Annotated in this window: 17 protein-coding genes; 9 read left to right on the plus strand and 8 right to left on the minus strand. The window is 63.3% G+C overall.

Annotation, left to right across the window (positions count from 1 at the left end; all coding sequences use genetic code 11):
* Positions 1–56: 56 nt before the first annotated feature.
* The 4 genes from NYQ83_RS06485 to NYQ83_RS06500 all read left to right on the plus strand — a co-directional run bounded on the left by NYQ83_RS06485 (position 57) and on the right by NYQ83_RS06500 (position 3,331).
* Positions 57–1,460, plus strand: a complete 1,404-nt coding sequence (locus tag NYQ83_RS06485) for a M48 family metalloprotease (protein WP_261213429.1) — start codon at positions 57–59, stop codon at positions 1,458–1,460.
* A 35-nt stretch (positions 1,461–1,495) separates the two neighbouring features.
* The gene (locus NYQ83_RS06490) at positions 1,496–2,314 is read left to right on the plus strand and encodes a DsbA family protein (protein ID WP_261213430.1); all 819 of its coding nucleotides are present in this window, start codon (positions 1,496–1,498) and stop codon (positions 2,312–2,314) included.
* A gap of 80 nt (positions 2,315–2,394) precedes the next feature.
* Complete coding sequence (locus NYQ83_RS06495) at positions 2,395–2,775, plus strand: NADH:ubiquinone oxidoreductase subunit NDUFA12 (protein ID WP_128292468.1); 381 nt, start codon at positions 2,395–2,397, stop codon at positions 2,773–2,775.
* An 88-nt stretch (positions 2,776–2,863) separates the two neighbouring features.
* Complete coding sequence (locus NYQ83_RS06500; RefSeq protein WP_261213433.1) at positions 2,864–3,331, plus strand: DUF2155 domain-containing protein; 468 nt, start codon at positions 2,864–2,866, stop codon at positions 3,329–3,331.
* On the opposite strand, the gene aat is transcribed toward NYQ83_RS06500, so the two are convergent.
* From aat to aroQ, 4 genes are read right to left on the minus strand one after another with little or no spacing between them, the layout of a single operon-like run.
* The gene (gene aat / locus NYQ83_RS06505) at positions 3,328–4,005 is read right to left on the minus strand and encodes a leucyl/phenylalanyl-tRNA--protein transferase (RefSeq protein ID WP_261213435.1); all 678 of its coding nucleotides are present in this window, start codon (positions 4,003–4,005) and stop codon (positions 3,328–3,330) included. The two genes, NYQ83_RS06500 and aat, sit on opposite strands and share 4 nt — an antisense overlap.
* Positions 4,006–4,009: 4 nt before the next feature.
* The gene (gene accC, locus NYQ83_RS06510; protein ID WP_128292465.1) at positions 4,010–5,374 is read right to left on the minus strand and encodes an acetyl-CoA carboxylase biotin carboxylase subunit; all 1,365 of its coding nucleotides are present in this window, start codon (positions 5,372–5,374) and stop codon (positions 4,010–4,012) included.
* 17 nt (positions 5,375–5,391) lie between these two features.
* Positions 5,392–5,862 (minus strand): acetyl-CoA carboxylase biotin carboxyl carrier protein, encoded by a 471-nt coding sequence (gene accB, locus NYQ83_RS06515; protein ID WP_234630401.1) that lies wholly within the window; start codon positions 5,860–5,862, stop codon positions 5,392–5,394.
* Between the two features lie 2 nt (positions 5,863–5,864).
* A complete protein-coding gene (aroQ, locus tag NYQ83_RS06520) occupies positions 5,865–6,317 on the minus strand; it encodes a type II 3-dehydroquinate dehydratase (protein ID WP_128292463.1) in 453 nt (150 codons plus the stop codon).
* 137 nt (positions 6,318–6,454) lie between these two features.
* Between aroQ and NYQ83_RS06525 the strand changes: the two genes are divergently transcribed.
* From NYQ83_RS06525 to NYQ83_RS06545, 5 genes are all read left to right on the plus strand, one after another.
* Positions 6,455–7,327, plus strand: coding sequence for an alpha/beta hydrolase (locus tag NYQ83_RS06525; protein ID WP_261213438.1), 873 nt, complete (start codon positions 6,455–6,457; stop codon positions 7,325–7,327).
* A 274-nt stretch (positions 7,328–7,601) separates the two neighbouring features.
* Entirely contained in the window at positions 7,602–9,659 is a 2,058-nt protein-coding gene (locus tag NYQ83_RS06530) for a putative bifunctional diguanylate cyclase/phosphodiesterase (RefSeq protein WP_261213440.1), read from the plus strand.
* 486 nt (positions 9,660–10,145) lie between these two features.
* The gene (locus NYQ83_RS06535) at positions 10,146–13,901 is read left to right on the plus strand and encodes a vitamin B12-dependent ribonucleotide reductase (protein WP_261213442.1); all 3,756 of its coding nucleotides are present in this window, start codon (positions 10,146–10,148) and stop codon (positions 13,899–13,901) included.
* 17 nt (positions 13,902–13,918) lie between these two features.
* Positions 13,919–14,164, plus strand: coding sequence for a DUF4160 domain-containing protein (locus tag NYQ83_RS06540; RefSeq protein WP_261213443.1), 246 nt, complete (start codon positions 13,919–13,921; stop codon positions 14,162–14,164).
* The gene (locus tag NYQ83_RS06545) at positions 14,145–14,393 is read left to right on the plus strand and encodes a DUF2442 domain-containing protein (RefSeq protein WP_261213445.1); all 249 of its coding nucleotides are present in this window, start codon (positions 14,145–14,147) and stop codon (positions 14,391–14,393) included. The genes NYQ83_RS06540 and NYQ83_RS06545 overlap by 20 nt, the downstream gene beginning before the upstream one ends.
* 154 nt (positions 14,394–14,547) lie before the next feature.
* Here NYQ83_RS06545 and NYQ83_RS06550 read toward each other — a convergent pair whose 3' ends face one another.
* The 4 genes from NYQ83_RS06550 to NYQ83_RS06565 form a co-directional block, all read right to left on the minus strand.
* Positions 14,548–15,762 (minus strand): acetate/propionate family kinase, encoded by a 1,215-nt coding sequence (locus NYQ83_RS06550; RefSeq protein WP_261213447.1) that lies wholly within the window; start codon positions 15,760–15,762, stop codon positions 14,548–14,550.
* Positions 15,763–15,848: 86 nt separating this feature from the next.
* Entirely contained in the window at positions 15,849–16,793 is a 945-nt protein-coding gene (locus tag NYQ83_RS06555) for a bifunctional enoyl-CoA hydratase/phosphate acetyltransferase (RefSeq protein WP_261213449.1), read from the minus strand.
* A 152-nt stretch (positions 16,794–16,945) separates the two neighbouring features.
* Positions 16,946–18,127 carry an acetyl-CoA C-acetyltransferase gene (locus NYQ83_RS06560; protein ID WP_261213451.1) on the minus strand — a complete coding sequence of 394 codons (1,182 nt, stop codon included), beginning with the start codon at positions 18,125–18,127 and terminating at the stop codon, positions 16,946–16,948.
* Positions 18,128–18,261: 134 nt separating this feature from the next.
* Positions 18,262–19,698: a short-chain fatty acid transporter gene (locus tag NYQ83_RS06565; RefSeq protein WP_092809242.1), complete on the minus strand. Its 1,437-nt coding sequence runs from the start codon at positions 19,696–19,698 to the stop codon at positions 18,262–18,264.
* Between the last annotated feature and the right edge of the window lie 99 nt (positions 19,699–19,797).

Raw genomic sequence — 19,797 nt, forward strand, 5'->3', positions numbered from 1 at the left:
CGTGAAGTTGCATCCGTGAACAGCATCACCGGCCATCTGCGTCCCCTTTCCGCGCCATGACCTCGATCCTCCTGCGCCGCTTCCGCCACACCGCAAAGGCCGTCTTCAGTCTCGGCCTAGCCGCAAGCCTCGCCTTTGCCGCACAGCCCGAGACGGCTTCGGCGCAGCAGCGGAAGATGAAGATCATCCGCGATGCCGAGATCGAGGCCCTTTTGATGGATTATGCCCGACCGATTTTTCGGGCAGCCGGCATCGGGTCGTCAGGCGCGCAGATCGTCATCATCGACGACCGCGACTTCAACGCCTTCGTGGCGAGCGGGCGGCGCATGTACATCAATTCGGGCGCGCTCTTGGAGGCGGAGACACCCAACGAGATCATCGGCGTCATTGCCCACGAGACGGGACATCTCGCGGGCGGACACCTTCAGAACCTTCGCAACGAAATGGCCCGCGCCCAGGCGATCGGCGCCATCGCCTCGATCCTGAGCGCCGGTGCGATGGTGGCCGGAGCCGCCGCCGGCTCCAGTGCCGTCGGGCGCGGGGGCGCGGCGGCCATGACGGCGGGACCGGGCATGGCCATGCGCTCCGTCCTCAGCTATCGGCGAGCTCAGGAAATCTCGGCCGACCGTGCGGCGCTCACCTATCTCAATGCCACCCATCAATCGGCAAAAGGCATGATCAAGACCTTCCGCCGATTCGCCGACCAGTCGCTGTTTTCGGCGCAATATGTCGATCCCTACGTGCAATCGCACCCGATGCCGGCCGAACGCATCGCGCAGCTGGAGACGATTGCAGCCAAGAGCCAGTATTGGGATGCCAAGGATCCCCCTTCGCTGCAGCTTCGCCACGATATGATGCGAGCAAAACTCTCCGGCTATACGGAATCGCCTGCGCGGGTGGAGCAGCGCTTTCCGCGCTCACAGAAGACGCTGCCGTCCGCCTATGCCCATGCGATCCTCGCCTACCGCACGGGAGGCGTGCGCAATGCGCTTGGCCAGATCGACGCCCTCATCAGGAGCGATCCGAAAAATCCCTATTTCTACGAATTGAAGGGGCAGGCGCTCCTGGAATCCGGCAAGGCCGATGCCGCCGTCGCGCCGTTGCGGCAAGCGTATTCGCTGGTGCCGGATGCCGGCCTCATCCGCATCCTGCTCGGTCACGCGATCCTGGAGACGGGCCGTGACAATCTTCTTGGCGAGGCGATCGGTCATTTGCGGGCGGGCGTCACCAGCGAGCCGCTTTCCTCTCTCGGATATCGCTATCTCGCGATGGCCTATGCCCGTCAGGGCCATATCCCACAGGCTGAACTTGCCACGGCCAACGGCCTTCTCATTGACGGCGACGTCAGGACAGCGCAGAGCTACGCCAAACGGGTTCAAGCGAAGGTGAAGCGCGGCTCGCCGGAATGGCTGCAGGCCGATGACATTCTCACCTATAAGCCGCCTGACACCCAACGCTAAGTCCTGATGGAACAGAACACAGCCAGGTATTCCGTATGAACGCGCTTCGTATCTTCTACGCCTCGATCGTCGCTGCAGCTTTGATCCTTGCCGTTTCGGTCGGTTATGTGATCAGCCAGACGAGCGGATCTGAGACATCGCCCGCAGCGACCGAGCAGGGTGCCGTCTCCGAGGACAGCACCGGCGCGACACAACAACTGGTGCGCGATTATCTGGTCTCCAATCCGGAGGTCATCGAAGAGGCGCTCATGGCGCTGCAGAACAAGCGCGTCGAAGAAGCCCGGAGCCAGCAGAGCGAGACGATCACGCGCATGCAGGACCAGCTGTTCAATTCCAAGAACCAGGTCGTGCTCGGCAATCCGGACGGTGCGGTCACGCTCGTGGAGTTCTTCGATTACAATTGCGGCTATTGCCGCCGCGCCTATCCCGACATGATGGCGCTCATCGACAACAATCCCGACCTCAAGATGGTGTTGAAGGAGTTCCCGATCCTCTCCGAAGGCTCGGTGCAGGCCGCCAGGATCGCCGTTGCCGTCGACGTCGTCGCTCCGGACAGCTATAGCGATTTTCATCGGGAAATGATGACGCGCGGTGGCCAGGCGGACCGTGCCAAGGCGCTCGATGTGGTCCGCGATCTCAATCTCGATGTCGCGGCGATCGAGGCCAAGGCCGGCGAGAGCTCCGTCGACGAAAACCTGACCGAGGTGCAGTCTCTGGCGCGCGCTCTCGATATTTCGGGCACGCCGTCCTACATCATCGCCGACGAGGCCGTTCCGGGCGCGGTCGGCTTCGACCAATTGCAGCAGAAGGTTTCCGCTGCGCGCAAATGCGGTGGCAACACGCTCAGTTGCTGAGAGAGTTGCTGGGCAGGAGGCACTGACGGGGACGAGGCGTTGATGTCAGAGCGCGAGTTTGAACAAAGGGTAGCGGCCGTATGAAGAAGTTTTTCCTGCATCTTTTCACCTGGTGGCACGACGCGACCCTCAACACGCGCTTCTTCACTTGGCGCAAAGGCATCTTCGTCGGCGAGGACGATGCCGGGAACCGCTATTACCGGCACCGGAAGACCAATTCTCGCTGGGTGCTTTACAACGGCGATCCGGAAGCATCACGCGTGCCGCCGGGATGGTACGGCTGGCTGCATTATCGCACGGACATCCCGCCGACGGACGAGAGCTACACTGCGCCAGCCTGGGAGAAACCGCATCGGCCGAACATGACCGGCACCGCCGGCGCCTATCATCCGCCGGGCTCCCTCACGACGCCGGAAACGCGCCCCAACGTCACCGGCGATTACGAGCCGTGGACGCCCTGATCCTGCCTCACAAAGGGTGTCTTTGCACAGCGCCCTAGGCGCCAAGCGGAACTCTTCGGATCGCGTTCCCTTTGAACGGATATCTTTTATGACGCGGATTTTTCTCGCCGCTCTTGCGATCGCCATGTCGATTCAGGCTGCAGCGGCAGAGCCCATCAAGAATCCCGTGGCCGTGTTTCGCGGCCTCGACAAGATCACCGGCCGGATCATCACCTTCGATGTGCGGATCGACGAAACCGTGCAATTCGGTGCGCTGCAGGTGACGCCGCGGGTGTGCAATACGCGCCCGCCGACGGAGCCGGAGCAGACGACGGCGTTCGTCGAGATCGACGAGATCACGCTGTCCAACGAAGTGCAGCGCATCTTCACCGGCTGGATGTTCGCCTCGAGCCCCGGCCTGCACGCCGTCGAGCATCCGGTCTACGACGTGTGGCTCGTCAATTGTAAGGCCAGCGTCGACGAAATGAGCGAAGAGCCGCGCGGGCCCGATGCTTTGCCTGAGCTCGCGCCGGACAGCAGTGAGGGGACCGAGGAAGAAGCCCCACCGGAAGACTAAGCGCGGCCCCCAGGGCCGCCCCCGCCTTCCGTCTCTTCGGCCGAACTCTGATCCATTTTGTCGAGACGGAAGAAGTCGGCCTCCACCTGAAGCGCCTCTTCCAGCATCTCCTGATAGCGCGCACGCGACACGGACACGGCGCCGAAGGTTTCGAGATGCGAGGTCGTGAATTGCGTGTCGAGGAGCGCGTAGCCGCCCGCGCGCAAACGTTCGACGAGGGCGACGAGCGCCACCTTCGACGCATCGCGGGCGTCGGAGAACATGCTCTCGCCGAAAAAGGCACCGCCCAGCGACAGGCCATAGAGGCCGCCGACCAGCTGACCCTTCTGCCAGGTCTCAACCGTATGCACATAGCCGCGCCGGAAGAGCGCGCCGAAGAGACGGCGGATCTCGCCGTTGATCCATGTCGAGCGGCGCCCCGGACGCCGCCTGGCGCATCCGCCGATCACCGCGTTGAAATCGGTGTCGACGCGGATCTCGAAAAGCCCTGAGCGCATGGTCCGCCTGAGCCTGCGCGGCACATGAAAAGTCTCGAGCGGGATGATGCCCCGCTCGTGCGGCTCGACCCAAAACAGATTCGGATCGTCGGCCGAATCGGCCATCGGAAAGATGCCGCAGGCATAGGCCTTGAGCAGAATATCGGGCGTAATGGCGAATGCGTCTTCGCCGCGCATCGGCTCAGGCGATCAGCTTGTCGCGCGAGCTCGTTTCCGCCAGAAACTTCTCGAGCCAGCGGATATCATACGCGCCATTGGCGATATCGGCATTCGCCACAAGATCACGGAAGAGCGGCAGCGTCGTCTCGATGCCATCGACAACGAACTCGTCGAGGGCGCGGCGCAGGCGCATCATGCATTCCACTCGCGTGCGCCCATAGACGATCAGCTTGCCGATCAGGCTGTCGTAATGCGGCGGCACCCGATAGCCCTGATAGACGGCCGAATCGACGCGCACGCCGAGGCCGCCCGGCGGGTGATAATAGCTGATGCGGCCCGGAGAAGGCGAAAACGTCTCCGGGTTCTCCGCGTTGATGCGGCATTCGATGGCGTGGCCCCTTATGACCACGTCTTCCTGGCGCACGGAGAGAGGCGAACCGGCGGCGACCCGAAGCTGTTCGACGACGAGATCGATGCCCGTCACCGCTTCCGTCACCGGATGCTCCACCTGCAGACGGGTGTTCATTTCGATGAAATAGAACTCGCCGTTCTCGTAGAGGAATTCGACGGTGCCGGCGCCTCGGTAGCCGAGATTGGCCATGGCATTGGCGACGGTCTCGCCGATGCGGCTGCGCTCTTCCTCGTTGAGGGCGGGAGACGGCGCCTCTTCCCAGACCTTCTGGTGGCGACGCTGCAACGAACAATCACGCTCGCCGAGATGGATCGCGGTCCCCTCGCCGTCGCCCATCACCTGCACCTCGATGTGGCGCGGATTGGCGAGGTATTTTTCCACATACATGGAATCGTCGCCGAAGGCGGCCATCGCTTCGGCTTTGGCGGTTGCGAGCGCCGACGCCACTTCATCGGGCCCGTTGGCCACCTTCATGCCGCGGCCACCGCCACCGGCTGCGGCCTTCAAGAGGACGGGGTAGCCGACTTCGGCGGCGATCCGCGAGGCTTCGGCGGCATCGGTGATCGCGCCCTTGGAGCCTGGGACGACGGGGATGCCGAGCGCCATCGCCGTTTCCTTGGCCTGCACCTTGTCGCCCATCAGGCGGATGTGTTCGGCCGTCGGGCCGATGAAGGTGATGCCGTGGGCGGCGAGAATATCGGCAAAGCGCGCGTTTTCCGACAGAAAGCCGTAGCCTGGATGCACGGCGTCTGCGCCAGTGATCTCGCAGGCGGAGACGATCGTCGGAATGTTGAGATAACTCTGGGAAGCCGAGGGCGGACCGATACACACGCTCTCGTCGGCGAGACGCACATGCATGGCGTCCGCATCGGCGGTCGAGTGTACAGCCACGGTCTGCACGCCCAGCTCCTTGCAGGCACGCAGGATCCTGAGTGCGATTTCCCCGCGATTGGCGATCAGAACCTTGGAAAACATCGGCCCGCCTGTTCGTCTCATTCGATGATCAACAGGGGCTCGCCGTATTCCACCGGCTGGCCATCCTCGACGAGGACGGCGCTGACGCGTCCGGAATGCGGAGCCGCGACTTCGTTCATGTGCTTCATCGCTTCCACGATGAGGACCGTCTGGCCTTCGCGCACCGTATCGCCGATTTCGACGAAAGGCCGCGCGCCTGGCGCGGGCGCACGGTAGACCGTGCCCACCATGGGCGAAGGAACACAGCCCGGATGCCGGCTCGGATCGTCCATCGCTTCCGATGCATCCGCCGCGTCGCGTGCGGAGGGTGCAGCTTCCGCCGGCACGGAGACGGCATAATTCGCCGCCGGCGCCGGCCCCAGATTGCGCGCCACGCGGATGCGCAAATCTTCGTTTTCGATTTCGATCTCGGAAAGCTCGGTTTCCTTCAGGAGCTCGGCCAGCTCACGCACCAGCTCCTTGTCGATCGCACGCTTCTTTTCAGCCATGCCTAAGTCTCAAGCCTCCCGGCCTCGTTCATCTCGATCAGCGCTTCGGCTGCCAGCCAGTAGGACTGCGCGCCGAAGCCACAGACCACACCCTGCGCCACCGGCGCGATATAAGAATGGTGTCTGAACGCTTCGCGAGCGAAGACGTTCGACAAATGCACTTCAATGACGGGCGCAGCGATGGAACGAACCGCATCGGCGAGCGCCACAGAAGTATGGGTGTAGGCGCCCGCATTGAGCACCACACCCTTCGCGCCATCCGCCGCATGGACGAACTCGACGAGTTCGCCTTCATGGTTGGTCTGACGAAAAATCAAATCGTACCCCCGCTCCTGAAGGCGGTCACGCAACATCGCTTCGATATCGGCAAGCGTAGCCATCCCATAGATCGACGGTTCCCGGACACCGAGACGGTTGAGATTTGGACCGTTGAGGATATGGAGGACGGGCGCCATGCAGCCATTAAGGAGGTGGGCAATTGGGCGTGTTTTAGACGTTTTGACGAGCGGGTCAAACGAACGCGGCGGGTTTCCCGCAACCATTTCGCCGCGGCAGCCATAATAGAGGCCAGGTTCCCACCAACTTCTTCACCATGTTGTCACTTTCCTATCTCTGGCAGGACGCCGCCTTGCGGTTTGCCGACCTCACCTCCCCGAAGCGGGGCTATCAGCGGATATCCGACATCGCGTACGGCGTGGGACCGCGCCACAAGCTCGATCTCTACAAGAGCGAATCACCACGTGAGAACACACCGCTGGTGGTGTTTTTCTATGGCGGCGGATGGGACAGCGGCAGGAAGGCGGATTACCGATTCATCGCCCAGGCGTTCACCACGCTCGGCTGCGACGTCGCAATCCCCGATTACCGCCTCTATCCGGACGTGCACTTTCCGCAGTTCGTCGAAGACGGGGCGAAGGCCGTCGCCTTCCTCGCCTCAGGCAAGGCTGACGGGCTTCGCCGTCCCGTCTTTCTCGCCGGACATTCGGCCGGAGCCCAGATCGCTTTCCTTCTGACGCTCGACGGCCGCTATCTCGCAAAAGCCGGCAGCGCGGTGGAGACCGCTGTGCAAGGCGCGATCGGTCTCGCCGGTCCTTACGACTTCCTGCCGCTCGAAGAGGAACGCTACAAGCGCGTCTTTCCCTTGGAGACGCGCGCGGCAAGCCAACCGATCGCCTTCGTGGAGGGCCCGACGCCGCCGGTCTTTCTCGCCACCGGCACCGCGGACCGGACCGTCGATCCGGCCAATTCGGAACGCCTCGCCAGAAAGCTACGCAGCTTCGGCAACGAGAACGTCACGCATGTCGTCTATCCGAAAATCGGCCATGCGGAGCTGATCGGGACTTTGCTGCCATTGCTGCAGCGCAGAGCGCCTCTCCTCGCCGATTTGGGCGACTTCATCGAGGCGTATTCGCAACCGCCAACGCCCTCGCCGGAGCCTGTTCGAGAAGCCGTTCCGACGATGTGAAGGCTTCACACAAAGTGCGAAAAAGACATAGCTTTTCGACAGTTTGTACGTTTCGCCTCATTCCAGACACCGCATAAAAAAGCGATAATCTCCGGGTAAGTGATTCGTCCAGGCGAACGGCCCGACCGATTTCTACCCCACGGCGAATAAGGGCCGTATGGGTGCATCGCAGCAAAGGCCTTCGCCGGTCCATCTCCTCGTCAATCTTGCCAAAAACAAGCTGAACAAAGCACGGGAAAGGCAGGCAGGCACGGTGTCCGCAACGAGAAGCGAGATGCAGCGCTATTCGCTGGAAGAGAGCGCTCGCGCCATCGCCGAGACCGGCGCGCTTTTGATCTGGCGCGCAGCGCCGGACGGAACGCCTTTGGCAGCACTCGCGGATACGCGCCAGATTGAGGTTCCGGCGGGTTTGCCGTTCGCCTGCATCGCGCTGGTCCATCCCGAAGACCAGGAGCCGATGCGCGCAAAGTGGCATCGCTGCCTTGCCGAGGTGTCGCCATTCGACATGCGTTATCGCCTCCGTCAGTCAGACGGCTCGTATCGCTGGACACGCGGGCGCGGCATCCCGCTGATGACGAACGAGGGAGGCGTACAGGAATGGGTCGGCACGGTCGGCGACATCCATGACCACGTCACGATGGAAGCCGCTCTCAGTCTGAGCGAGGAACGCTTGCGGCTCGCCCTGGAGAGCACCGGCCTCGGCATCTGGGAATATGACGTTGCGACAGGCGTCACCTGGCTGTCGGAAACCGCGGCTCAACTCCTGCAGCGTCCGGGCCTTCGCCTCACCCCGAGGGAACGCCATGCCGTTCTCCATCCCGATGACCGCCCAGCGTTGATGGCTCTCTTCCGTGACGCGGTCGCACGGCGCAGCGAAGAGCGCTTCGAGGCGGAGTTCCGCATCCGCCGCGGGGATCCCGCCGAAACAATCTGGGCCGCATGTTCCGCCCGCCTCGTCTTCCGTGCGAACGGCGCACTCTCGCGCATCATCGGCACGCTTGGCGACATCACCGAGCGGCGCTGGCAGCAGGAGACGCTCTTCCGACTGGCGCATTACGACCACCTCACGGGTCTTCCGAACAGGCGGCGGCTCGCTCAGCTCTTCGCAGAGCATGGGGCGCATGTGACGCGCATGGGCTTTCTGATCGTCGACATCGACAATTTCAAAGATACCAACGACCGATTCGGCCATGCGATCGGCGACGAGGTTCTGCGCGCCGTGGCACGGCGGCTGCGGGATGTGATCCCGGACGAGGCGCCCATCGCCCGCCTTGGTAGCGACGAATTCGGCGTGCTCCTCCCCGGATTGGATCACAACGGCCAGGCACTCGCCATGGCGCAACAGATCCACGAGGCATTCGCCTTCCCCTTCCCGGCCCCCGAACGCAGCGTGCATCTTTCCGCCGGCATCGGCATCGCTTTTGCCAAAGAGCGCAGCGAAGGCATGGGCACGCTTCTCGTCGAAGCCGATCTTGCCGTCACAGAGGCAAAACGGGCTGGCCATAGTGAAACGGCCTTCTTCGCGCCTGCATTGCGTGAGCGCCTGCACCGGCGGCAGCAGCTTTGCGATGAATTCGAGCGGGCGCTCAAAGAGGACGAGTTCGATCTCTTCTATCAGCCGCAGGTCGCGCTGCAGGATGGAAACATCATCGGCGCCGAGGCGCTCTTGCGCTGGCGTCATCCGGAGCGAGGCCTTCTCGAACCGAAGGACTTTCTGCCGATTCTCGCCCAAAGTCGCTGGGCGCGACCGACGGGAGACTGGGTGCTGCGACGGGCCTGTCTCGACGCGGCAAAACTGGCGGCCCAGGGCGAGCCTTTGCGCGTCGCCGTCAATTTGTTTTCAGCCCAGTTGCAGAGCGGCGCGCTTGACCGCACGATCGAGCGCTGTCTCGCGGAAAGCAATCTGCCGGCGCATCTCCTCGAGATCGAGATCACCGAGCACGTGATTTTGTCCAACGATGAGGCGACCCTCGCCAGGCTCGACCGAATCACCGATCTCGGCTGCTCCCTCGCCTTCGATGATTACGGCACCGGCTATGCCTCCCTCTCCATGCTGACCCGCTATCCGGTGACGCGTCTCAAGATCGAGCAGAGCTTCATCACCTCGGTCTGCATTGATGATACCCATGCGACGATCGCCGAGGCGATCTTGTCGCTCGCCAAGAGCCTCGGCCTCGGGGTAACGGCTGAAGGCGTGGAAACCTCAGAACAGGCGCAATGGCTCAAAACGCATGGCTGTCCTGAAGGCCAGGGACGCCTCTTCGGCATGGCGATGCCGCTTCTCGAACTGCACGGCCGTGTGCTTGGCTGGCCGGCTCGGCAGCACCCCTAGAAAGCCCTAGAAACTGCCCGCAAAGCCTTTGGTGCCTTGAGCGAATCGCCTTTCTGCGCGCCGTCGGCCAGGGAGACTGCGTGTACTCTTTTCCCCACATATCTGCGCTTCCTCCACAACATCTCGATTCATCGCTTGTGATGCCCACAAGGGATTGACGAAGCGGCGCCGAAGCACATAGCTTCCGGACAACGACAGGCGCCCACGGCGTCGCCGTCATAAGTCAGCGTAAAATCACAGTTTTCGAGTGAGAGTCCGGGCCCCGCGCTCGGCCCTTAGCTGTGCCTTGAGCAAACGAACCCCGCCGTCACAAAACCGCAATATGTGGTGGATTTAGGGGTTTGTTTACACTATATATGGAGGATCGGTTTGCGACCCCGCCAACATCGGGGCGAGCCATTCTCTGGGACAAATGCGGCAGTCCTTTCAAACGGACTCCAGGCAAAGGGCGGTCAGCATGGCCGGCCCTTGGGATGAGGAGAGATTATGCGGATTTCGCGCCATTACACGCAGGCGGGGCAGTCGCCCTACGCGTCCATCGAATTTCGCACAGCCACCAGCGAGATCCGCAATCCGGACGGGTCCGTCGTCTTCCGGCTGGAGAATTTCGAGGTGCCGGCGCAGTTCAGCCAGGTGGCGGCCGATATCCTGGCGCAGAAATATTTCCGCAAAGCGGGCGTGCCGGCGCGCCTGACCCGCGTCGAAGAAAATTCTGTCCCCTCCTTCCTGTGGCGCTCGGTCGCCGATTCGGAGGCGCTTGCCGACCTGCCCGAGGAAGAGCGCATCGGTTCTGAGAGCGACGCACGCCAGGTCTTCGACCGGCTCGCCGGCGCCTGGGCCTATTGGGGCTGGAAGGGCGGCTATTTCGACGGCGAAGAGGATGCGGAAGTCTTCTTCGACGAGATGCGCTACATGCTCGCCACCCAGAAGGCGGCGCCAAACTCTCCGCAATGGTTCAATACGGGCCTCTTTTGGGCCTATGGCATCGATGGGCCGAGCCAGGGCCATTATTACGTCGATTTCCAGACCGGAAAACTCGTCAAGTCGAAGAGCTCCTACGAGCATCCGCAGCCGCATGCCTGCTTCATCCAGTCGGTCGCCGACGACCTCGTCAATGAGGGCGGCATCATGGATCTGTGGGTGCGCGAGGCGCGGCTGTTCAAATACGGTTCGGGCACCGGTTCGAACTTTTCGAACTTGCGCGGCGAAGGCGAAAAGCTGTCGGGTGGCGGCAAATCGTCGGGCCTGATGAGTTTCCTCAAGATCGGCGACCGTGCAGCGGGCGCCATCAAGTCGGGCGGCACGACGCGGCGCGCGGCGAAGATGGTGATCGTCGACATCGACCATCCCGATATCGAGCAGTACATCGACTGGAAGGTGCGCGAAGAGCAGAAGGTGGCCGCCCTCGTCACCGGCTCGAAAATCGTCTCACAGCATCTCAAAGCCGTGATGCGCGCCTGCGTGAACTGCGAAGGTCCGGGCGGCGATTGCTTCGAGCCCGCCAAGAACCCGGCCCTGAAGCGCGAAGTGCGCGCCGCCAAGAAGGCGCAAGTGCCGGAGGCCTATATCCGCCGCGTCATCCAGTTCGCGCGCCAGGGCTACACCGACATCGAATTCCCGACCTACAACACCGATTGGGATTCGGAGGCCTACCTGACGGTTTCGGGTCAGAACTCCAACAATTCCGTCTCGATCCGCGACGACTTCCTGCGCGCCGTTGAATCCGACGGCACCTGGGACCTCATCAACCGCATCGACGGCAAGGTCGCCAAGCGTGTGCGGGCCCGCGAATTGTGGGACCAGATCGGCTTTGCCGCCTGGGCCTCGGCGGATCCTGGCCTCCACTTCAACTCGACGATGAACGACTGGCACACCTGCCCGGCCTCGGGGCGCATCAACGCCTCCAATCCGTGCTCGGAGTACATGTTCCTCGACGACACGGCCTGCAATCTCGCCTCGCTCAACCTTCTGCAGTTCCTGAAGGAGGCCGACGAGAGCGGCCACCGCGCCTTCGACGTGGAAGCCTTCGAGCATGCCGTCCGGCTGTGGACGATCGTGCTCGAGATCTCCGTCCTGATGGCGCAGTTCCCGTCGAAAGAGATCGCGCAGCTTTCCTACAAGTTCCGCACGCTCGGCCTCGGCTTCGCCAATATCGGCGGGCTCCTGATGAGTTCGGGCATCCCCTATGACAGCGAGGAAGGCCGCGCCATCTGCGGGGCGATCAGCGCCATCATGACCGGCACCGCCTATGCCACCTCGGCGGAAATGGCCGCCGAACTCGGTGCCTTCCAGGGCTTTCCGCCGAACCGGGCGCATATGCTGCGCGTCATCCGCAACCACCGGCAGGCCGCGCATGGCGAGGTCGCGGGTTATGACGGGCTCAACACCAATCCGGTGCCGCTCGATCACGACGTCTGCGTTCGCCTCGGCGACGACGGCAAGGCCTTGTCGGATCACGCAAAGGCGGCCTGGGACCGGGCGCTCGATCTCGGCGAGAAGCACGGCTATCGCAACGCCCAGGCGACGGTGCTCGCCCCGACCGGCACGATCGGCCTCGTCATGGATTGCGACACGACCGGCATCGAGCCCGATTTCGCCCTGGTGAAATTCAAGAAGCTCGCCGGCGGCGGCTATTTCAAGATCATCAACCGGGCGGTGCCGGAAGCCTTGAAGCGGCTCGGCTATACGGCCGAACAGATGTCCGACATCGCCGATTATGCCGTCGGTCACGGCTCGCTCGACGATGCCCCGGGCGTGAATATTGCGGCCCTTCAGGAGAAGGGCATGTCGGAGGCGGCGATCGCCAAGGTGAAGGCAGCTCTTGCCTCCGCCTTCGACATCAAATTCGTCTTCAACCGCTGGACGCTCGGCGACGAAGAGATGGCGTCTCTCGGCGTCTCCGCCGAAGCGATGGCCGATCCCGCTTTCGACGTTCTCGCCCATCTCGGCTTTTCCAAGAGCGAGATCGAGGCCGCCAACACCTTCTGCTGCGGGGCGATGACGCTTGAAGGCGCGCCGCATTTGAAGGACGAGCACCTGCCGGTCTTCGACTGCGCCAATGCCTGCGGACGGCTCGGCAAGCGCTATCTGTCGGTGGACAGCCATATCCGCATGATGGCGGCGGCCCAGCCCTTCATCTCCGGCGCCATCTCCAAGACGATCAACATGCCGAACGAGGCGACCGTCGAGGATTGCAAGAACGCCTATATGCTGTCTTGGAAGCTCGGCCTCAAAGCCAATGCGCTCTACCGCGACGGCTCAAAGCTCTCGCAGCCTCTCAACTCCCAGCTTCTCTCCGACGACGAGGAGGAGGCGGAGGATCTCGTGGAAGAGATCGCCGCCGCCAACACGCCGCAGAAGGCGGCGATCGCGGCGGAAAAGATCGTCGAGCGGATCGTGGAGCGCGAAGTGCATGTGCGCGAGCGCGAAAAACTGCCGAACCGCCGCAAGGGCTATACCCAGAAGGCGATCATCGGCGGTCACAAGGTCTATCTCAGGACCGGCGAGTTCGACGACGGGCGCATCGGCGAAATCTTCATCGACATGCACAAGGAAGGCGCCGCCTTCCGCGCCATGATGAACAATTTCGCCATCGCCATTTCGCTCGGCCTGCAATACGGCGTGCCGCTTGAGGAATATGTCGACGCCTTCACCTTCACCCGCTTCGAACCCGCGGGCATGGTGACCGGCAACGAGGCGATCAAGAACGCCACCTCGATCCTCGATTACGTCTTCCGCGAGCTCGCCATCTCCTATCTCGGCCGCCACGATCTCGCACATGTCGCGCCCGAAGATATCCGCTCCACCTCCATCGGACGTGGCGTGGAAGGTGATCGGCCGGCGCCTGCCCCCGTCTCGCACGGGCTGGTGCGCGGCCAGACGAGCCGCTTCCGGGTGTTCGCCAGCAACGAGCCGAAAGGCTCCGCCGACACGGCTCCGGCAAAGCCCGCAAGCTCCAACGTGACGGCGATATCCTCAGGCCAGCCGATGGCCAAGGGCAACCTCGCCTTCAAGCGCGATCTCGCCCCGGAGGCGGAACAGCACGCCCATGTGGCGCCGCTAGACCTCGAAGAGCCGCAGGCGGAAACGGCCGCAAGCCCGGACAAAGCGACACAAGTCGCGATGGCCCGCATGAAGGGCTACGAGGGCGAAGCCTGCACCGAATGCGGCAACTTCACCATGGTCCGCAACGGCACGTGCCTGAAATGCGACACGTGCGGATCGACGAGCGGGTGTTCTTGATCTGAGGAGAATGGAAGGTGCCAACGGTTTTTCGCGATGGCGCCTTCCGCTTCTTCTTCTACTCAAACGAGGGCTTGCCCCTTGAACCGCTGCACATCCACGTCCGGGCACGGGGCAAGGAAGCAAAGATCTGGCTGGAGCCGGAAGCCGCCATTGCGAACAGCCATGGCTTCAGTCCTCGGGAGCTGGGTGCTATCCTGAAGATCGCGATTGCCCGTCAGGAAGATATCCGGGAAGCTTGGTATGACCATTTCGGCGACTGACGTCCGGTTTGACGACGCGCAAATTTGGGTTAGCCTTTCCGATGGCCGCACGATCGGCGTACCGCTTGCCTGGTTCCCGCGGCTTCTGAATGCCTCTGACGAAGAGCGGCAGGAGGTCGAGATCTCGCCCTTTGGCCTCCACTGGGACGCACTCGACGAAGACATTTCCGTCGAAGGGCTTCTCGCCGGGCGCAGCGACCAGACGCGTCCACGCGGCAAGGCCGCCTGAGCGGTCGCTTCGGTTCGCGCCCCTTCAGGCTATCCTCAGACATGACGCGGCATCCCGCGCATGCGGGCAAGCGTACGAGCGCGATCCCATCCCTCAAAAAAGTTGCGGCGCAGGCGGGCGGGAGCGGGCACGCCTGCGCCTGTCTCACGGCCGTCTACGCGGCGTTTCTGAGGTTCATGAGATCGACGGCATGGCGCGCGATCATGAACTCCTCGTTCGTCGGGATGATGTAGACCGGCAGTGAGCCGTCCGCGGCAATGGCCGTGTCGCCGCGGTCGTTCGCCTCCTCGTCGAGGGTGATGCCGAGAAAGCGGAGATAGCTGCAAACTCGGCTGCGCACCGGCGCGGAATGCTCGCCGATACCTGCGGTAAAGACGAGCGCATCGAGCCCGCCCAGAGCGCAACTCAAGCCACCAATCTCCTTGGCGACATGGTAGCAGAAGAGATCGACCGCCTCTTTCGCCTCCGGCCGGTCACTCTCCAGAAGCGCCCGCATGTCGTTGGAGATGCCGGAGACGCCGAGAAGCCCGGATTCCTGATAGAGAAGGTGCTCAAGCGCATCGGCGTCCATGCCCATCTCACGCATGAGATAAATCAGAATGCCGGGATCGAGACTGCCCGAACGCGTTCCCATCGGCACGCCTTCCAAAGCCGAAAAGCCCATCGTCGTGTCGATGCTGCGCCCGTCCTTGAGACCGCAGAGGCTCGAGCCGTTGCCGAGATGGGCGACCACCACCCTGCCCTCGGCCACCTCCGGCACGGTTTCGCGCAGTCTTTGCGCAATGAACTCGTAGGAGAGGCCGTGAAAGCCGTAGCGCTGCACACCCTTCTCGCTCAGTTGACGCGGCAGGCCATAGGTCTTGGCCACAAACGGCTGCGAATGGTGAAACGCCGTGTCGAAACAGACGATCTGAGGCAGGCCGTCGAAGCTTTCGGCAAGCACTCGGATCGCCGAAACGTTCTGCGGCTGATGCAAGGGCGCAAGCGGGATGAGGGATTCCAACTCATCGAGCACGCGGTTGGTCACGCGGACCGGATGATGGAAACCCGCACCTCCGTGGACGACGCGGTGCCCGGCCGCGAGAAGCGGCAGATCCGGCAGGCGAGTGCGGATCCAGGCGATGAGATCGCGCAACAGCGGTGCGACGCCGCCCGTATCCCGCTCCGCCCAGGATTCGCGGGCAAGCGAAACACCTGACACATCCTTGACGGAGAATTCCGCCGCCGTGCCGATACCGGTCACCTGACCGGAGAAAAGGGGAGAAATGTCTTTCCCGGCGTCTGCGACCTGAAAGACGGTGAATTTGATGCTGGAGGAGCCGCTGTTGAGAACCAGCAGCGCTCCATCGTGCGACAAGCGTGGGTCCATGTGGAAGATCCTTGTCGATTATGAGGGGGCGAGAGCGTGCGCGCCGATCGCGTGGAAGGGCACGCGCGAGAGGTCAGCGGCGCGGCTCAGGCGCGGGCCGCCGTCTGGTTGGCAAGGAGGGCCGCCAGGGCGCAGGAGGAGATGCGCGAGTCCAGGCTGTCGGCGCGGCTCGTCAAAATGACCGGGACCGAGGTGCCGAGAACGATGCCCGCAACCTCCGCCCGGCCGAGGAAGGTCAGCTCCTTGACCAGCATGTTGCCGGCCGCGAGATCCGGGACGAGGAGAATGTCGGGACGGCCGGCCACCTCCGAGACGATGCCCTTGGTGCGCGCAGCCTCGGCCGAGATCGCATTGTCGAAGGCGAGCGGCCCGTCGATGATGCCGCCACGGATCTGGCCGCGGTCGGCCATCTTGCAAAGTGCCGCGGCATCGACGGTCGAGGGGATCTTGGGGTTCACCGTCTCCACGGCTGAGAGTACCGCAAGGCGCGGCAGATCGATGCCGAGCGCACGGGCGAGATCGATCGCGTTTTGCGCAATGTGCAGCTTGTCTTCGAGCGCCGGCGCGATGTTGACCACGGCATCCGTGATCAGAAGCGATTTCGGATAGGTCGGCGCACGCATCATGAAGACGTGGCTGATGCGCTTTGAGGTGCGCAGACCGACATCGCGTTTGACGACGGCGCCCATCAATTCGTCGGAATGGAGCGCCCCCTTCATCACCGCGCCAACCTCGCCCAGATGGGCAAGCTCGATACCCTTGGCGGCGGAGGCTTTGGCATTGGCCGCATCGACGATGCGCAGGCCGGCGATATCGATCTCATGGGTGTGCGCGAGCTTTTGGATCATCTCGCTCGGGCCGACCAGCACGGGGTCGATCAGACCTTCGCGGGCGCCATCGGTGGCGCTGCGCAACGAGGTCTCGTCGCACGGGAAGATGACGGAGGTCGGCAGCGGCGGCAGATGCGCGCACAGCTCTTTCAGATGGGCAAGCTGCGAGCCCGCTTCGGAAATCTGCGAAAACACGGTCATTGGGGGATGATCCTGCGTCTAAAATGAAAAGAAGATCCCCGCGCGCCCCCCGCCCGGAAGTGTGGACGGGCGGGAGGCGTGGCTCCGACCTGATCGTGATTGGGAGTGAGCGGTCAGGCTGGAGAGGGGGAGCGAGAGCTCAGACTGGAAGGTCAGTCGCGGGCAACGCAGAGCGCCATGCCCATGCCGCCACCGATGCACAAAGTGGCGAGGCCTTTCTTGGCGTCGCGGCGCTGCATCTCGTAGAGAAGCGTCACCAGAATGCGCGCGCCTGAGGCGCCGATCGGATGGCCGAGCGCAATCGCGCCGCCATTGACGTTGACCTTGTCCGTATCGAAGCCGAGCTCTTTGTTGACGGCGATCGCCTGCGCGGCAAAGGCCTCGTTGGCTTCGATCAGATCGAGATCGGCGACCGACCAGCCGGCGCGTTCGAGTGCCTTCTGGGAGGCTGCGATCGGGCCCGTGCCCATCACCGCCGGATCGACGCCGGCGGTCGCCCAGGAGACGATGCGCGCCAGCGGGGTGACGCCACGCTTTTTGGCTTCCGCGCCGCTCATCAGAACCACGGCGGCCGCGCCGTCATTGATACCCGAGGCGTTGCCGGCCGTGACCGTGCCGCCGTCGCGCTTGAAGGCCGGACGCAGCTTGGCGAGAGCTTCAGCCGTCGTCGAAGGTTTCGGATGCTCGTCGGTATCGACGACGACCTCACCCTTGCGGTCCTTGACCGTCACCGGAACGATTTCGTCGGCGAAACGGCCTGCCTCCTGGGCAGCGCCCGCCTTCTTTTGCGAGGCGAGAGCGAAGGCATCCTGCTCTTCGCGGGAAATCCCGTACTTTTCGGCGACGTTTTCCGCCGTGACGCCCATATGATAATCGTTGAAGGCATCCCACAGGCCGTCCTTGATCATGGTGTCGACCATTTCGGCCGAGCCCATTTTGACGCCGGTGCGAAGCCGCGCTGCATGCGGAGCCTGGCTCATGCTCTCCTGGCCGCCCGCAACGATGATCTTCGCATCTTCGTTCTGCAGGGCCCGGTAGCCCATCGCGACGGCGCGCAGCCCGGAACCGCAAAGCTGGTTGATGCCATAGGCGGTGGATTCGACACGCAGACCGGCGGCAAGAGCGGCCTGTCGGGCGGGGTTCTGGCCGCCGGCAGCGGTCAGGATCTGGCCGAGAATGACTTCATCGACTTCTTCCGGCTTCACCTTGGCGCGTGCGAGGCTTTCGGTGATGGCGGCGGCGCCGAGCTCGTGGGCGGGAAGCTTCGACAGGGAGCCGTTGAAGGTGCCGACCGGGGTGCGTGCTGCGCCTGCGATGACGATCTCGTCGATCATTTTAATCTCCTAATTGAACTTGAGCGTTGCGCGAATTCGGGACGGAGCGCCGGTGAGGCATTCAGGCGATCGCCGTATTCGCGAAGGATCTGGGGGCCGGCCGCACCAGGATGGGCGCGGCCGGCAGGCTGGGATCACGGATTGGCCGCAGGAGCCAGGACCCACAGGAGGAACATCACGAGTGGGAAGGCGAAGATCAGCTGGGTGAAGCAGAAGCCGACCAGATCCTTGGCGCGGAGCCCGAGGACGCCCAGAAGAGGCAGCATCCAGAAGGGGTTGATGAGGTTCGGCAGAGCTTCGGCCGCGTTATAGACCTCGATCGCCCAGCCCATATGGGCGTTCAGATCGGCCGCCGTCTGCAACACATAAGGCGCTTCGATGATCCACTTGCCGCCGCCCGAGGGGACGAGGAAGCCGAGGATCGAGGAATAGACGCCGATCACCACCGGGAAGATGCTGGTGTTGGCGATCGAGACGAAGAGATGCGAGATGTGGTGCGAGATGGTGACGCCGTCGGAGCCCGGAACCTGGGTGAGCAGGGCGGCGATCGCCGCATAGAACGGGAACTGGATGATGACGCCGGCCGTCGTCGGCACGGCCTTCGTGACGGCGGTCAGGAAGCTGCGGATGTTGCCATGCAGCAAAAGGCCGATCATCAGGAAGAAGAAGTTGTAGTTGTTGAGGTTGGAGATCGTCGCCAGCACGCCGTTGGTGCTGAACTCGACATAGGCGTAGCCAGCTGCGAGGAGCACGACGAGCGCCGGCAGGATGAAGTTGAACTCCAGCCACTCACCCGGGCGCGTTTGCTTCTGCTCCTTGGTGTTGGCTTCCGTGACGTCGCAACCCATGTCCTCCGCCGTCTTGATCTGCGCGCCCTGGGGAGCGGAGAAATAGGCGATGGTGATGGCCATGGCGGCGATGATCAGAAGCATGACGATCGACTGCCAGAGAAAGATCGTCTGGCTGAGCGGGATGACGCCACTGATGTCGGAGATCGACTTCGGCAGCGAGGCCGGGTTCGCCTGCAGCATGGCCGCCGACGACGACAAACCGAGTGCCCAGGTGGCGCCAAGGCCGAGATAGGCGGCAGCGCCGGCTGCGCGATAATCCACTTTGATGTCGGTGCGGCGCGCGATCGCCCGAACCAGGAGGCCGCCCAGAACCAGGCTCAGCGCCCAGTTGAGATAGGATGCCGACATGGTGATGAAGGCGACCCAGGCGACCGCTCCGCGGCTTGAAGTCGGCACCGAGGCAAGACGCGCGATGAGACGCGTGCACGGGCCGGAGGTCGCAACCACGTAACCGGTGATGGCGACAAGGGCCATCTGCATGGTGAAGGGGATGAGCGTCCAGAAGCCCTTACCGAAAGCGTCGGCGATCTCGAGCGGCTGTGCGCCCGTGGCGAGATTGGCGACGACGACGACGACAAGAGCCAGCGCCACGAAGACGAAGGCGTCCGGGAACCACTTCTCCGAAATGGCGGTGAAGCGGTAGGCGAGACGAGCAAGGCCACGGCCGCCGGGCGCGTCGCCTTCTACGGGCGCCGGAGCGCTGGCGTAGGTGCTTGACATGAACTTTCCTCTCTGAGGATTGGAGGCCCTACCCGTCCCCGCGCGCGGCCGCTCTCAGCCGCTCCAGAGGAGCGGTTGCAAAGGGGTTGGACGCGAGGA

Source organism: Afifella sp. JA880 (assembly GCF_025379905.1).
GTDB lineage: Bacteria > Pseudomonadota > Alphaproteobacteria > Rhizobiales > Afifellaceae > Afifella > Afifella aestuarii.